This is a genomic window from Photobacterium angustum, assembly GCF_002954615.1.
Taxonomy (GTDB): Bacteria; Pseudomonadota; Gammaproteobacteria; order Enterobacterales; family Vibrionaceae; genus Photobacterium; species Photobacterium angustum_A.
In genome coordinates, this window is record NZ_MSCJ01000001.1 from 2,212,585 (window position 1) to 2,225,962 (window position 13,378).

At 40.7% G+C, this 13,378-nt stretch carries 15 protein-coding genes; 9 read left to right on the forward strand and 6 right to left on the reverse strand.

Annotated features, from left to right (window positions below; all coding sequences use genetic code 11):
• Positions 1-25: 25 nt before the first annotated feature.
• Both bamC and dapA read right to left on the reverse strand, forming a co-directional pair.
• Entirely contained in the window at positions 26-1,036 is a 1,011-nt protein-coding gene (bamC, locus tag BTO08_RS09760; RefSeq protein WP_105060823.1) for an outer membrane protein assembly factor BamC, read from the reverse strand.
• A gap of 31 nt (positions 1,037-1,067) precedes the next feature.
• Positions 1,068-1,946, reverse strand: a complete 879-nt coding sequence (gene dapA, locus BTO08_RS09765; RefSeq protein WP_045084821.1) for a 4-hydroxy-tetrahydrodipicolinate synthase — start codon at positions 1,944-1,946, stop codon at positions 1,068-1,070.
• A 349-nt stretch (positions 1,947-2,295) separates the two neighbouring features.
• Between dapA and BTO08_RS09770 the strand changes: the two genes are divergently transcribed.
• Together BTO08_RS09770 and bcp are read left to right on the forward strand one after the other, a co-directional pair.
• Complete coding sequence (locus BTO08_RS09770; protein ID WP_105060824.1) at positions 2,296-2,835, forward strand: glycine cleavage system protein R; 540 nt, start codon at positions 2,296-2,298, stop codon at positions 2,833-2,835.
• A 93-nt stretch (positions 2,836-2,928) separates the two neighbouring features.
• Entirely contained in the window at positions 2,929-3,393 is a 465-nt protein-coding gene (gene bcp / locus BTO08_RS09775; RefSeq protein ID WP_105060825.1) for a thioredoxin-dependent thiol peroxidase, read from the forward strand.
• Positions 3,394-3,444: 51 nt separating this feature from the next.
• Here bcp and BTO08_RS09780 read toward each other — a convergent pair whose 3' ends face one another.
• Together BTO08_RS09780 and BTO08_RS09785 are read right to left on the reverse strand one after the other, a co-directional pair.
• The gene (locus BTO08_RS09780; RefSeq protein ID WP_105060826.1) at positions 3,445-4,530 is read right to left on the reverse strand and encodes an AI-2E family transporter; all 1,086 of its coding nucleotides are present in this window, start codon (positions 4,528-4,530) and stop codon (positions 3,445-3,447) included.
• An 8-nt stretch (positions 4,531-4,538) separates the two neighbouring features.
• Positions 4,539-4,763 carry a sulfurtransferase TusA family protein gene (locus tag BTO08_RS09785; RefSeq protein WP_105060827.1) on the reverse strand — a complete coding sequence of 75 codons (225 nt, stop codon included), beginning with the start codon at positions 4,761-4,763 and terminating at the stop codon, positions 4,539-4,541.
• Positions 4,764-4,928: 165 nt separating this feature from the next.
• Here BTO08_RS09785 and BTO08_RS09790 point away from each other — a divergent pair, with 165 nt between their 5' ends.
• From BTO08_RS09790 to BTO08_RS09805, 4 genes are all read left to right on the forward strand, one after another.
• Positions 4,929-6,386, forward strand: coding sequence for a M48 family metalloprotease (locus tag BTO08_RS09790; RefSeq protein WP_105060828.1), 1,458 nt, complete (start codon positions 4,929-4,931; stop codon positions 6,384-6,386).
• 90 nt (positions 6,387-6,476) lie between these two features.
• A complete protein-coding gene (arsC, locus tag BTO08_RS09795; RefSeq protein ID WP_105060829.1) occupies positions 6,477-6,827 on the forward strand; it encodes an arsenate reductase (glutaredoxin) in 351 nt (116 codons plus the stop codon).
• On the forward strand, positions 6,827-7,402 hold the full coding sequence (gene wrbA / locus BTO08_RS09800; protein WP_105060830.1) for an NAD(P)H:quinone oxidoreductase: 576 nt from the start codon (positions 6,827-6,829) through the stop codon (positions 7,400-7,402). Before arsC ends, wrbA begins: the two co-directional genes overlap by 1 nt.
• A gap of 29 nt (positions 7,403-7,431) precedes the next feature.
• Positions 7,432-7,863 (forward strand): DUF2069 domain-containing protein, encoded by a 432-nt coding sequence (locus BTO08_RS09805; RefSeq protein WP_105060831.1) that lies wholly within the window; start codon positions 7,432-7,434, stop codon positions 7,861-7,863.
• Positions 7,864-7,943: 80 nt separating this feature from the next.
• On the opposite strand, the gene BTO08_RS09810 is transcribed toward BTO08_RS09805, so the two are convergent.
• The gene (locus tag BTO08_RS09810; RefSeq protein WP_105060832.1) at positions 7,944-9,098 is read right to left on the reverse strand and encodes a DUF2066 domain-containing protein; all 1,155 of its coding nucleotides are present in this window, start codon (positions 9,096-9,098) and stop codon (positions 7,944-7,946) included.
• Between the two features lie 305 nt (positions 9,099-9,403).
• On the opposite strand from BTO08_RS09810, the gene BTO08_RS09815 reads away from it, so the two are divergent.
• Entirely contained in the window at positions 9,404-10,657 is a 1,254-nt protein-coding gene (locus BTO08_RS09815) for a uracil-xanthine permease family protein (protein WP_105060833.1), read from the forward strand.
• Positions 10,658-10,738: 81 nt separating this feature from the next.
• Here BTO08_RS09815 and upp read toward each other — a convergent pair whose 3' ends face one another.
• Positions 10,739-11,365, reverse strand: a complete 627-nt coding sequence (upp, locus tag BTO08_RS09820) for a uracil phosphoribosyltransferase (protein ID WP_045129097.1) — start codon at positions 11,363-11,365, stop codon at positions 10,739-10,741.
• Positions 11,366-11,557: 192 nt separating this feature from the next.
• Here upp and purM point away from each other — a divergent pair, with 192 nt between their 5' ends.
• Both purM and purN read left to right on the forward strand, forming a co-directional pair.
• Positions 11,558-12,598, forward strand: coding sequence for a phosphoribosylformylglycinamidine cyclo-ligase (purM, locus tag BTO08_RS09825; protein ID WP_005363502.1), 1,041 nt, complete (start codon positions 11,558-11,560; stop codon positions 12,596-12,598).
• 138 nt (positions 12,599-12,736) lie between these two features.
• Positions 12,737-13,372 carry a phosphoribosylglycinamide formyltransferase gene (gene purN / locus BTO08_RS09830; RefSeq protein WP_105060834.1) on the forward strand — a complete coding sequence of 212 codons (636 nt, stop codon included), beginning with the start codon at positions 12,737-12,739 and terminating at the stop codon, positions 13,370-13,372.
• Positions 13,373-13,378 lie beyond the last annotated feature (6 nt).

A 13,378-nucleotide genomic window follows, 5' to 3' on the forward strand; every position in this document is an offset into this window, starting at 1 on the left:
TTTTTTTTATGACAAAAATAACTAATTATTTCTGAAAACTTGCTGCAAAAGCGGGGGCCGCTGATTCTAAAATTTCACCGGTCACAGGTTTACCATCATTATCAGTAATATTAATTGACGTACGATTACCAAGATCACCAACTAAGATACGGTACTTATCATCAGTTAATTTCATCGGTTTAGTCCCTATTTTTTGCCAGAACTCATCATTAGGCTCACGGTACTTAACATCAATCAAACCTTGTGAACGGTTACGATCTTCAATAGTAAAGCCAAGTTTTTCTAACGCTTTAGGTAAACGTTCCCACATATCACTATAAGGTGCACGAGCAATAAGTACAGGGAAACCGCTGCGGTCCATACCCATTGAAATAGGGATATTTTTTAGCTGCTCAGCCGCTGCTAAACGTGCTTGCTCACGAATAGTCTCATCGTATTTCGACATCACCAAGTTAGTCATCAAAATACTGTAACGACGTTTATTATTCGCAGTAACAGGCATCGTTTTACCATCTTCACGCCAATCCGTTAAGATAATACGGTAACTATTCGTCTCAGGTGATTTCTCAATACTATAGCGACTGCCCACTTCATGATCTTCATCTTCATTTGTCCAGCTTACCCAATCAGTATCAATACGATCAGCACTTTGCTTTGCAATACCAATGTTATTTTTACTGATCAAATTTTGGGTAACTTGCCATAGTTTGGTTAAATCAGAAGTACGAGGAAGTTGGACTGTTACACCATCTTGGTCCACGTTAGAGCGCATACCAGGGATCAGATTAAGCACCTGTTGCGGTGGGCGAATATCAACGCTAGCACCAACATCACCAGCAAACGCCTTACTCGGAATCGCGTAATTGGCATTACTAAAAGGCATAGCTCCTGTTGGCAACGTCCATGATTCTAAAGGTTGAGTATCAAGATAGTTAAAATCTTGATTAGCCTGACGACGAGACTCTGCCCCACCAGAACAAGCAGATAAACTGGTTACCACGAATGCAGCTAGTGCTAGTCGATATTTATAATTCATTTATGCTCCTGCGCTCCTACGCTTGTGCAACTTAAAGCACACCGGCATCCAAAAGAGCCTGTTTAACAATCGGTTGCTGTGACTCGCTTAATACAGTTAGCGGTAGTCGTAATTCACCATTATCAATCAAACCTAACTGATGAGCGGCCCATTTCACTGGAATAGGGTTAGCTTCAACAAACAGATGACTGTGTAATGGCATTAAACGCTCATTAATTTCTCGTGCAGCGTCAATTTGGCCACTTAATGCGAGTGTAAACATTTGAGCCATATCTGCAGCGGCAATATTTGCCGTAACAGAAATAACACCGTGACCACCTTCAGCGACAAAATCTACGGCTGTAGCGTCATCACCGCTTAATTGGATGAAATCTTCGCCACAAAGTTCCCGTGTTTTTTTCACACGAGATAAATCAGCTGTCGCATCTTTAATACCAATAATATTATCGATTTTAGCTAAACGTGCGACAGTTTCAGGTAATAAGTCTACCGCAGTTCGTCCCGGTACATTGTAAAGAATTTGCGGAATATCTGTTGCTTCAGCAATAGCTTTATAATGTTGGAATAAACCTTCTTGGGTTGGCTTATTATAGTACGGTGTAACACTTAAACATGCTGCTACACCCGTGCCAGAAAAAAGCTTGGTAATAGTGATGGCTTCATGCGTCGCATTTGCGCCTGTACCTGCAATAACAGGAACTCGTCCATCAACATATTCCAATGTTTTTAAAACAACCTTGATATGCTCATCAACGGTAAGTGTTGCAGACTCTCCCGTGGTACCCACGGCAATAATCGCACTTGTTCCTGCGTTAATATGATAATCCACCAGCGTTTTCAAACCGACGTAATCTACTTCGCCTGCTGAATCTAGTGGAGTTAATAGCGCAACCATGCTTCCTTTAAACATGTCCATCCCCCTCTTCTTATATATCCAAACGGCTCTCTCAACATAACCTTGTGGGGCTGTATGCTAAAGCCGTTAGGGTATAACTTTGTCATGGTACTTTTGAGTGACTATAAACTCAAGCAAAGGCTGATTGAAAACAGTGAACTAACAGGCTTTATCGTCTTCTTTCATCACAATTTTGTACTTTGAAACTTAAATCTCAATAAACCTAATAACCTTTCTCATTTTTTGCTTAAAAATCAGTCAAATTTCACCTCAACAGTAAGGACTATTGTCATTAAATTTGCCATCGTATCAATAACAGTCTGTGCTAACATGTTTAGATTATAATTTTACAATGAAGACCAATATGGAACACTACCTTGTCATCACAGCTGTAGGTACTGATCGCCCAGGTATCTCTGATGAAATCACTCACCTTGTGACTCAATGTGGCTGTAATATCGTAGATAGCCGCATTGCCCTGTTTGGTTCTGAGTTTACCTTGATCATGTTGTTATCAGGTAATAACAATGCAATATCTCGAATTGAATCGACCTTGCCATTAAAAGGGCAAGAGCATGATCTTATTACTGTTATAAAACGTACGAGTAAACACCAACAGCGCTTTTTCCCTTATACCGCTGATTTCCATATTGAAGCTAATGATAGCCCAGGTTTAATTAAGCAATTTACTCACTTTATGGCGAGCCGACATATCGATATTTCGACGCTTAGCGCCAATACCGTTGAAAGCCAAACAGTGGGTACAATGAATCAACTTGTTTTGCAAATTAGCACAAATTTACCTGAAGACTGTAATCTGATGACACTGCAAGAGGAATTTGAAACCTTGTGCCAGAGCTTATCAGCAAAAGGGTCTGTGAATTTTATTGGTCATACACATTAACGAAAGCAAAAATAACAAAACTTTCATTATCAGCCTCATGTTCGTTCAACATGCAATGCATCGCGATACGATAACTAAAAGGATATTATACTTATGAATACGCTCACAGCTGGCATGCCTGCACCTGCCTTTACTTTAATGAATCAAGATAACGAGCCTGTTAGCCTCAGTGATTTTAAAGGTAAAAAAGTTCTTGCTTACTTTTACCCTAAAGCAATGACTCCAGGTTGTACGGTACAGGCATGTGGACTACGTGACAGCAAAGCCGAGCTTGATGAAAAAAATGTAGTCGTACTGGGTATTAGTATTGATGCGGTAAAACGTCTACCAAAATTTATCGAGCGCGATAACCTAAACTTCACCCTTTTATCTGATGAAGATCATGCCGTCGCTGATCAGTTCGGTGTTTGGGGACTGAAGAAGTTTATGGGTAAAGAATATGACGGCTTACACCGCATCAGCTTTTTAATTAATGAAAGCGGTATGATTGAGCACGTATTTAATAAGTTTAAAACAAAAGATCACCACCAAGTGGTACTTGATTATTTAAATCAATAATCGCTTAGGTTTTAATTAGATATAAAAAAGGCCGTTTTCACGGCCTTTTTACTACACTTTTTCTGACACATCAGAGGATGATAAATTATTATCGCTCGCAGGTAATGCTCCCCACACGGCTTTAACTAATGTCGCTAATGGGATAGCAAAAAATACCCCCCAAAATCCCCATAAACCGCCAAAAACCAACACAGCAACAATAATTGCGACAGGGTGTAGATTTACCGCTTCAGAAAATAGAACTGGTACTAATACATTGCCATCTAACATTTGAATAATGCCATATGCCAGTAATAACCACCAAAAATCTGGCGTCCAGCCCCACTGGAATAATCCAACCATAGCAACAGGAACCGTTACAGCTGCCGCGCCAATGTAAGGTATAAGAACAGAAAGCCCTACTAACACGCCTAATAATACTGCATAGCGTAAATCCATTACTTCAAATGTGACATAACTTGCAATGCCAACAATAATAATTTCAGTTACTTTGCCTCGAATATAATTAGAGATCTGCTGATTCATCTCGCTGCCAACTTTGCTGGCTAAACGACGATTTTGAGGCAAAATGTTTAATAACGTGCGCAACATTTCGTCTTTATCTTTAAGTAAAAAGAAAACAAGCAATGGCACTAAGATAAGATATACCCCAATTGTTGCTAAACTGACTAGTGATGCAAATGAGCCTTTTACAACACTTTCGCCCAGCCCTAACACCTTCTCACGCAATGTAGTCATGAAATCCACCACTTGAGCCGGCTGAACAAAATCAGGGTAGCGTTCTGGTAAGCTAGATACATAGATTTGAAGATCGTTAAACATCTTCGGCACATCAGCACTTAAATTGGTAATTTGATGCCAAATCGTCGGCACTAAACCAAATAAAGCAAGCACCATTAACCCTGCAAAGACCAATAGCACGATAGCGACTGAAAGGGTTCTTGGCATCCCTAGTTTATTTAACCTTGCAACTGGCCACTCTAATAAGTAAGCCAAAACGATAGCGACTAATAACGGCGTAATCAAACTGCCAAAAAAGTAAATAGTAAGAAAGCCGCCGAGAAGAATAACAACAAGGCTTACAGCGTGGGGGTCTGAAAATCGACGCTGATACCAGCGGTTTAGCATGTGTAACATGTTGAGCTCTATCCTTTTTTCACCATCATGATCAGTTGAGTATTATCATCAACTAAGATATCGGTAACATATCCATTATTATGCAAGAAACAAGTGATATCACTTCTTGCGCCGCTGTCTGAAATTCGTATTTCTAACCCTTGATTGGGAAGAAGTGTTGAGCATGCGCGTTTAGCTAACAATAAAGCCAGTGGACAACGTTCGGCCATTAGATCAAGCGATATAATTTCCATTTCATTTAAGTGACAGATATTTTGTATTGCCGTATTGTAACCTCAGCACATATAAGATGCGAGATAGAGAAAGGACATGAATCACAATAACGAACCTCTAAAGCATTTCGGTGTCCTAACTTATAGATATTAAAGATAACTCAACAAGGAGGTTGTACCATTCCCATGTTTCGATTTGCCAATGCACCGACCTATCTTTTGCTTTCTGCTCTTCTTAGTAGCAGTATTCCAGCTATTGCTAGTGATGATAATCGCTTACCTGAAATGGGAACGACGGCCTCTTCTACGTTAACGATTGATAAAGAACGTGAATATGGCGATGCCTATATGCGAGTTATACGCGCGAGCCAACCTGTTATCAGCGATCCTTTGCTATCTGATTATGTCCAATCATTAGGACATAAGCTTGTCGCCAATGCGGAAGGTGTACGGACACCTTTTTATTTCTTCTTAATTCAAAATTACGAAATCAATGCGTTTGCTTTTTTTGGTGGCCATGTTGCGCTGCATTCTGGATTATTTTTGCATGCACAATCAGAAAGTGAGCTGGCTTCTGTGCTTGCCCATGAAATCGCCCACGTTACACAGCGTCATTTAGCGCGAAAAATGGAAGCTGACGCAAAAAATTCACCACTGACTGTGGCTGCATTGGTTGGTTCTTTACTATTAACCGTTGCAGCACCTGAAGCCGGTATTGCAGCCATTCATGCAACGACAGCTGCAAATATACAAGGGCAAATTAATTTTACCCGTAGTAACGAAAAAGAAGCTGACAGTATAGGCATTAAAACACTCGCCAAAGCAGGCTTTGATGCCCATGCGATGCCACGTTTTTTTGAGCGCTTAGCTGAACAATATCGTTACACCTCTAAATTACCGGCAATGCTACTTACTCACCCATTACCAGAGTCTCGCGTCACTGATAGCCGTATGCGTGCACGGAATTACCCTACCGTTGTTCTTCCACCCTCTGAGCGATACTTACTTGCGCGCTCACGTGTTGTTGCACGTAATGCAGGTTTTAGTGAAACGTCATCATTAAACTGGCTAAATCGAGAATTAAAAAAGGCAGCGCCAAATCGTCGTAAAGAACTCAATTACGGTAAAGCTTTGGTATATATCGATAATGCAAAATATCAACAAGCTCACCAATTACTAGATCCATTAATTGCAGGTGAACCCGATAATATTTTCTACATCGATGCTGCAACAGATCTCGATATCAATCAAAAACAATATCAACGTGCTATTTCTCGCTTAGTAAATGCTCAAAAAAATAATCCCGATAGTAGTGTATTACGAATAAATTTAGCCAATGCATACTTAGAAGCAGGAAAGTATCAACAGAGTATCCAAATATTAAATCGCTATACCTATGATCACCCTGACGATACAAATGGTTGGGCATTATTGGCAAAAAGTTATGCAAAACTAGGTAATCGTGCAGCTGAACTTGCATCGTTTGGTGAATTACTTGCCTTACGAGCACAATGGGACAGAGCTATTAATAATTATATGCAAGCAGCACAAATGGCCAAATTAGGCTCCATGGCCCAAGCCCGTTATGACGCACGAATTGATCAACTTCGCTTTCAACGTCAAAAATTCAAAGCATTACAATAACGTATTGATTAATTTTAATTTATTATAGATCATCGACAATAAATCAATACCAATAAAATACACTGCTAATACAGTCAGTTAGGAGATGTCATGTCAGTCACTATTTATCATAACCCTCGTTGCTCTAAAAGCCGTGAAACACTGGCGTTATTAGAAGAAAAAGGGATCACACCGACTATAATTAAATACCTAGAACAAACACCAAGCGTAGCTGAACTAGAAACGTTATATCGCCAACTAGGCTTGGACTCTGTGCGTAAAATGATGCGTACCAAAGAAGCGGATTATAAAGCCCTTGGACTAGGTAATAATGACCTATCTGATGAGGCACTCTTCATTGCAATGAGTACTCATCCAAAGCTAATCGAACGTCCAATTGTGGTACGTGGTGAAAAAGCGGCATTGGGTCGTCCACCTGAGCAAGTATTGGATATTTTATAATGCATAAAATCTTAGTTCTTTATTACAGCCGTCATGGTAATACACGTCAGTTAGCACGACATATTAGTCGTGGTATTGAGCAAGTATCTGGTTGTGAAGCAGTGCTAAGAACGGTTGCTGAAATCGGTACAAATGATCTTCAGCAATCAAACCTTGATCCTATCGTCAATCATGACGATCTGAAACAATGCATTGGTTTAGCGATGGGAAGCCCTGTTCGGTTTGGTAATATGGCAGCGCCATTAAAACACTTTATTGATAGTACTAGCCAAGAATGGTTATCAGGTACATTAATCGATAAACCAGCCTGTGTATTTACCTCATCATCCTCTATGCATGGTGGTCAAGAAACAACGTTACAATCAATGATGTTACCGTTATTGCATCACGGCATGCTAATTGTTGGTATCCCTTACTCCGAACCCACTTTGCATACTACGCAACATGGAGGTACCCCCTATGGAGCTTCACATCTCAACACAGGTACTAACAAGCAACTCCATAGTGATGAAATTGAACTTGCACAAGCTCTCGGTAAACGGCTTGCACTAACAGCGATGCAACTTCAGCGTTAACCCATATGGCTAACGAAAAGGAACATTCGATGCCTCCAATGCAACCGCAAACACAATATCTTCACCGCTTTGCATTCTGCGTGAATTTAACTCTTATGCTATGGGTCGCGTTATGGCAAATGATCCTCTCTCCCCACCCTCATCTTAATAATTGGGTAATGGCAGTTGTTTGGCTCATTCCTTTACTATTGCCATTACATGGGATGTTAGCAGCGAAACCTTATACTTACGCATGGTCGAACTTCATTTTAATGTTCTATTTCCTGCATGCTCTGACGCTACTCACTATTGATGAAGGTGAACGCTGGTTAGCCGGCGTAGAGTTACTACTCGTAACCATCGCTTTTCTCAGTAACATACTTTTTGCACGCGTAAGAGCAAAAGAACTAGGTATAAAACTCCAGCGCCTATCGCAAGTGGAGCGACAAGAACGCGAACGTTTTGAACCACCTAAAGATTGAACCAATAGCTCGTTCTCTAATAATGAGATATTAAAAAGCCCTCATAATGAGGGCTTAATTATTGCTATTAACACCGGATTTTAGTTATGCCATATATACATGTCATCAGGTGCAACATAGTTTTCAGGTTGAGTTTGCGGCTGTGATTGTGTCGCTGTGACATCCAACGTATTAGGATCTTGGCTCACATCAGTATTTGGCATTGTCGTTACGTTAGTATTAGTAACAGTAGAATCATCGGCGCTAATACGACTTTCATGGCTCAATTCACGCTTAAACTCAGTATCAGATGCTGATAAATTCATACGGAAAATCACCTTATCACCTTTAATATTTACCGCATTAGCACTGTTTACTGTCGTCATCTGATTTAGCATACGCTCAAGCGTAAAAAAGTCTTCTGTTGAATTAACATTCTCAACTTCAATATTAACGCTACCTGACGCGACACCACCTAATTCGATAGCATATTTCTGCGCTAATTGGTTTGTCACTTGATTCATCATATCGAGACTAGCTTGTACCAATGTACCGCTCGCTTTACCAGTGATAGGTTGCGTATCAGCTGCAATCGTACTAGGCTGCTGAGCATACAGCTGCCATGTTAATTCAACCTTATCTGCACCTTGTTGGTGAGCTTTTACTAACAATAAACCACCCACATTATAACGTTGACTTGCGCTAGTGATGGGATCGATAAAACTCCCCCAAAGATCGGATACATGTACTGCTGTAACATCGTTAAAATCACCCACAGGGAAAGTAACGGGTAGACCACGATCATTTGCAGCTTGTTTTGTATCAGCGACGAGTGCATTGGTTGATTGGTCCCATAAAATATCTCGGCTATTACCGTTATCATCAACCATCCAAACGAGAATATTAGGACGTTGAGCGCTCCAAAAATTCGCTTTAGCTTGTGTTAATAGCTGCTTAATTTGTACCTGATCAAACGTTAAATCTAACGTCTTTTGTCCATTATCTTGACCGTAACCAAATTGGCTCACGTAACTTGAACTGTTCGCAATTGCCTGAGCCACAACACTATTTTGGGCAATGTTCGGATTACCTGTCACTTTAACTAATACTTGCTTAAAGCCTTGCTCCCTTGCTGCTTGATCGGGGTTCTGCCCATCAGCAGGCATCACTACTTGAGCCTGATATAAATCACTGACAGTAGCCGCTTTAATAGGTAAAGCCAGTAGAGCTAAAAATAACAACGCAAATCGCAACATATCGCACTCGTAATTTACAAAAATAAGTCGTCAAAAAATAAAAAGATAATCAAAAAGACCTAAAGACTCATTGATATTCTGTATAGCCACGTAGTCTAAAATCAATTAGCTCTACAATATGTACTTTTTCCTGAACCAAAACAATACAACAAGCAAGAAACAAACCATTTGCTGAAAAATATTCTCTAGTGATAAATAGTAGTGTTTAAAAAATTAGCATTATTTTTCTCTTAATCGACCTAGTTAATCGTTTGCTATGTGTGATAGGATTGCGCGATTTTTTTTATGACAAGGTGATTTTGAATATGATGCAGGTATTACAAGGTGCCCAAATGTTATTCGTTGCATTTGGCGCACTCGTTCTAGTCCCATTACTTACGGGGCTTGATCCTAGCGTAGCCCTATTCGGCGCTGGTATAGGAACCCTCCTTTTTCAACTTGTCACAAAACGTTCTGTTCCTATCTTCCTTGCATCATCTTTTGCTTTTATCGCCCCTATTATGTATGGCATTCAAACGTGGGGAATCGCAAGTACTATGGGCGGCCTAATGATGGCTGGTATTGTCTACGTCATTATGGGAGTTATTATCAAAATACGTGGCGTTGGCTTTATTCACAAATTGCTTCCTCCCGTTGTCGTCGGCCCTGTTATTATGGTGATCGGCTTAGGTTTAGCGCCTGCAGCCGTCAATATGGCAGTAGGTAAAACGGGGGATGGCGGCGTACAGTTGATTGCTCACGATACCGCGCTATGGATTTCAGCCATTTCGTTAATCGTCACGATTGGCTTAAGTGTCTTTGCTAAAGGTATATTAAAGCTTGTCCCTATCGTCGGTGGTATAACAGCAGGTTATATTACAAGTCTTGCCTTTGGTGTGGTTGACTTTACGCCTGTTCATAATGCAAGTTGGTTAGCGCTTCCTAACTTTACCTTTCCTGAATTTAATATTAACGCTGTACTCTTTATGATCCCTGTTGCTATCGCGCCAGCGGTAGAACACGTAGGTGATATGCTGGCAATCTCGAATGTGACAGGAAAAGATTACCTAAAAAAGCCTGGCTTACACCGCACTATGGCGGGTGATGGTATCGCCACCATTGCCGCATCACTTGTTGGCGCTCCACCAAATACGACTTACTCAGAAGTAACGGGGGCGGTAATGTTAACGAAAGCCTTTAATCCTGTGATCATGACATGGGCTGCGATAACAGCATTGGTATTAGCGTTTGTCGGTAAATTAGGCGCCGTATTACAAACGATTCCAGCACCAGTGATGGGCGGTATCATGATCTTACTATTTGGCTCTATCGCAACTGTTGGCTTAAATACGTTGATCAAAAATCAAGTCGATTTACATAAAGCGCGTAACTTGGTGATCGTCGCTGTGACATTGGTTTTTGGTATTGGTGGGATGGCTTTTGGTATTGGTGAATTTAGCCTACAAGGCGTGAGCTTATGCGGTATTGTTGCAATTGTACTCAACCTGATTTTACCTAAAGACTTGGGCGAAAATAATGTAGTAGACAATGCTCAAATCGAAGATACCGAATACTTATAATTGCTTATCTTAACGTTTAGCACTTTTCAGAAATAAAAAACCGGACGTAATGTCCGGTTTTATTTTAATCTTGTTTACTAATTACTTAGTACCGAAGATTTTATCACCTGCATCGCCTAGACCAGGAACGATGTAGCCTTTATCGTTTAGCTTCTCATCAATTGCAGCTGTGTATAGCTCAACATCTGGGTGTGCTTTCTCTAATGCAGCAATACCTTCTGGTGCCGCAACTAACACTAGTACTTTAAATTGCGTACAACCGTGCTCTTTTAATAGATCTAGTGTGGCAATCATAGAGCCACCCGTTGCTAGCATAGGGTCAACAACAAGCGCAATACGCTCATCGATATTCGATGCTAGCTTGTTGAAGTATGGCACAGGCTCAAGCGTTTCTTCATCACGGTAGATACCAACAACGCTGATACGTGCACTTGGCATATGCTCAAGTACACCATCCATCATACCTAGACCTGCACGAAGAATTGGCACTACAGTTACTTTTTTACCTTTGATCTGGTCAATTTCTACTGGACCATTCCAACCTTCAATCGTAACTTTTTCTGTCTCGAAGTCTGAAGTCGCTTCATATGTCAGTAGGCTACCAACTTCAGTTGCTAACTCACGGAAACGCTTAGTGCTGATGTCACCTTCGCGCATAAGACCAATCTTATGTTTAACCAGTGGGTGTTTTACCTCAACAACTTTCATCTCTGACTCCTGAGCAAATAAAAAATAAAATCGCATCATTATATACTAAGCCAAACGATTGCAGATAGTAGTAAACGTTTAACTGTTTACTTAGTATCCAGCTAAAAAAATTGACGCAAACGTTTTCCTTTAGGCAGTGACTGCTGTTATCATGTATCCGCTTTTTTACTTTAATACGTTGAGGGATCATCTGTGAGCGACAAAAACTCTTCTCTTAGTTACAAAGATGCTGGTGTTGATATCGATGCCGGTAATGCATTAGTAGACCGTATTAAAGGGGTGGTAAAACGTACTCATCGCCCAGAAGTTATGGGGGGAATTGGTGGTTTTGGTGCACTTTGTTCACTACCAACCAAATATAAAGAGCCCGTTTTAGTTTCAGGCACGGATGGTGTAGGAACTAAACTTCGCTTGGCTATGGATTTAAATCAACACGATTCAATCGGTATCGATCTGGTTGCTATGTGTGTTAACGACCTTATTGTTCAAGGTGCTGAACCTTTGTTCTTCCTTGATTACTACGCAACCGGTAAGTTAGATATTGATACAGCAGCAAGTGTCGTAACAGGTATTGGCGAAGGCTGTATCCAATCAGGTTGTGCTTTAATTGGTGGTGAAACCGCTGAAATGCCGGGTATGTACCACGGTGAAGATTACGACGTAGCTGGTTTCTGCGTTGGTGTTGTTGAAAAAGCAGACATCATCGATGGTTCAAAAGTAACTGCTGGTGATGCACTTATCGCTGTAGGTTCAAGCGGCCCACACTCAAACGGTTATTCATTAGTGCGTAAAATCATTGACGTTTCCAATGCCGATTTGAATGAAGAATTAGAAGGTAAAACACTTTCTGAACATCTATTAACGCCAACCAAAATTTACGTTAAATCAACGCTAAAAATGATGGAAAGCTGTGACGTACATGCTATTTCACACATTACAGGCGGTGGTTTCTGGGAAAATATTCCACGTGTACTTCCAAAAGGTACAAAAGCGGTTGTAAATGGTGCGAGCTGGCAATGGCCTGCAATCTTCAACTGGCTACAAACTGCAGGTAATGTAGAAACTTACGAAATGTACCGTACGTTTAACTGTGGTGTTGGCCTTGTGATTGCCCTTCCACAAGATCAAGCACAACAAGCCATTGATATCCTAAATGCTGAAGGCGAAAACGCATGGCTACTAGGTGAAATTGCAAACGCTGCTGATAACGAAGAGCAAGTCGAGATCAAATAACTCTCAACAGTGCTAACTCGCAAAAAGAATGAGGACACTATGTCCTCATTCTGCTATCTATACATCGATAGCCTTTAAAAATGTATTAGTTTAGTCATGACACATCTCCAGCTTACAACACAATGGTAGTCCCAGATTATGAAAAATATCGTTGTCCTCATTTCAGGTAGCGGAAGCAACCTACAAGCCATTTTTGAAGCCCAAATCCCCAACGCAAAAGTTGTTGCTGTTTTTTCTAATAAAAAAGAAGCTTACGGTTTAGAGCGTGCGAAACAATTTGGCGCTGCTGATCATTTTCTTGATCCAAAATCATTTGAATCTCGTGAAGCTTTCGATGATGAATTAATGAAACAAATAGATGAATACCAACCTGATATTATTGTGCTAGCAGGCTATATGCGTATTCTAAGTAAAGCGTTTGTTCTTCATTACTTGGGGAAAATGGTAAATATCCACCCCTCTCTATTGCCTAAATATCCAGGTCTACACACCCACCAGCGTGCTATTGATGCATCAGATAAAGAGCACGGAACCAGTGTTCACTTTGTCACAGAAGAATTAGATGGCGGGCCTGTAGTACTGCAAGCTAAAGTTCCCGTTTTTGAGGATGATAATGCCGATATTCTCGCTTCACGCGTGCTAACACAAGAACACGGCATTTATCCAATTGTCGTAAAATGGTTAGCCGATGAACGCTTAACCATGAAAAATCGAAAAGCATATTTAGATGGTTTAGAACTTGGTGCTCATGGCTACGCAGCCGAAGATAGTTAAATAAAG

What these genes read in the sequence shown, in the direction of transcription:
- bamC (WP_105060823.1), bottom strand. Translation starts at nt 1,036, where the DNA reads ATGAATTATAAATATCGACTAGCACTAGCTGCATTCGTGGTAACCAGT.
- dapA (WP_045084821.1), bottom strand. Translation starts at nt 1,946, where the DNA reads ATGTTTAAAGGAAGCATGGTTGCGCTATTAACTCCACTAGATTCAGCA.
- BTO08_RS09770 (WP_105060824.1), top strand. Translation starts at nt 2,296, where the DNA reads ATGGAACACTACCTTGTCATCACAGCTGTAGGTACTGATCGCCCAGGT.
- bcp (WP_105060825.1), top strand. Translation starts at nt 2,929, where the DNA reads ATGAATACGCTCACAGCTGGCATGCCTGCACCTGCCTTTACTTTAATG.
- BTO08_RS09780 (WP_105060826.1), bottom strand. Translation starts at nt 4,530, where the DNA reads ATGTTACACATGCTAAACCGCTGGTATCAGCGTCGATTTTCAGACCCC.
- BTO08_RS09785 (WP_105060827.1), bottom strand. Translation starts at nt 4,763, where the DNA reads ATGGAAATTATATCGCTTGATCTAATGGCCGAACGTTGTCCACTGGCT.
- BTO08_RS09790 (WP_105060828.1), top strand. Translation starts at nt 4,929, where the DNA reads ATGTTTCGATTTGCCAATGCACCGACCTATCTTTTGCTTTCTGCTCTT.
- arsC (WP_105060829.1), top strand. Translation starts at nt 6,477, where the DNA reads ATGTCAGTCACTATTTATCATAACCCTCGTTGCTCTAAAAGCCGTGAA.
- wrbA (WP_105060830.1), top strand. Translation starts at nt 6,827, where the DNA reads ATGCATAAAATCTTAGTTCTTTATTACAGCCGTCATGGTAATACACGT.
- BTO08_RS09805 (WP_105060831.1), top strand. Translation starts at nt 7,432, where the DNA reads ATGCCTCCAATGCAACCGCAAACACAATATCTTCACCGCTTTGCATTC.
- BTO08_RS09810 (WP_105060832.1), bottom strand. Translation starts at nt 9,098, where the DNA reads ATGTTGCGATTTGCGTTGTTATTTTTAGCTCTACTGGCTTTACCTATT.
- BTO08_RS09815 (WP_105060833.1), top strand. Translation starts at nt 9,404, where the DNA reads ATGATGCAGGTATTACAAGGTGCCCAAATGTTATTCGTTGCATTTGGC.
- upp (WP_045129097.1), bottom strand. Translation starts at nt 11,365, where the DNA reads ATGAAAGTTGTTGAGGTAAAACACCCACTGGTTAAACATAAGATTGGT.
- purN (WP_105060834.1), top strand. Translation starts at nt 12,737, where the DNA reads ATGAAAAATATCGTTGTCCTCATTTCAGGTAGCGGAAGCAACCTACAA.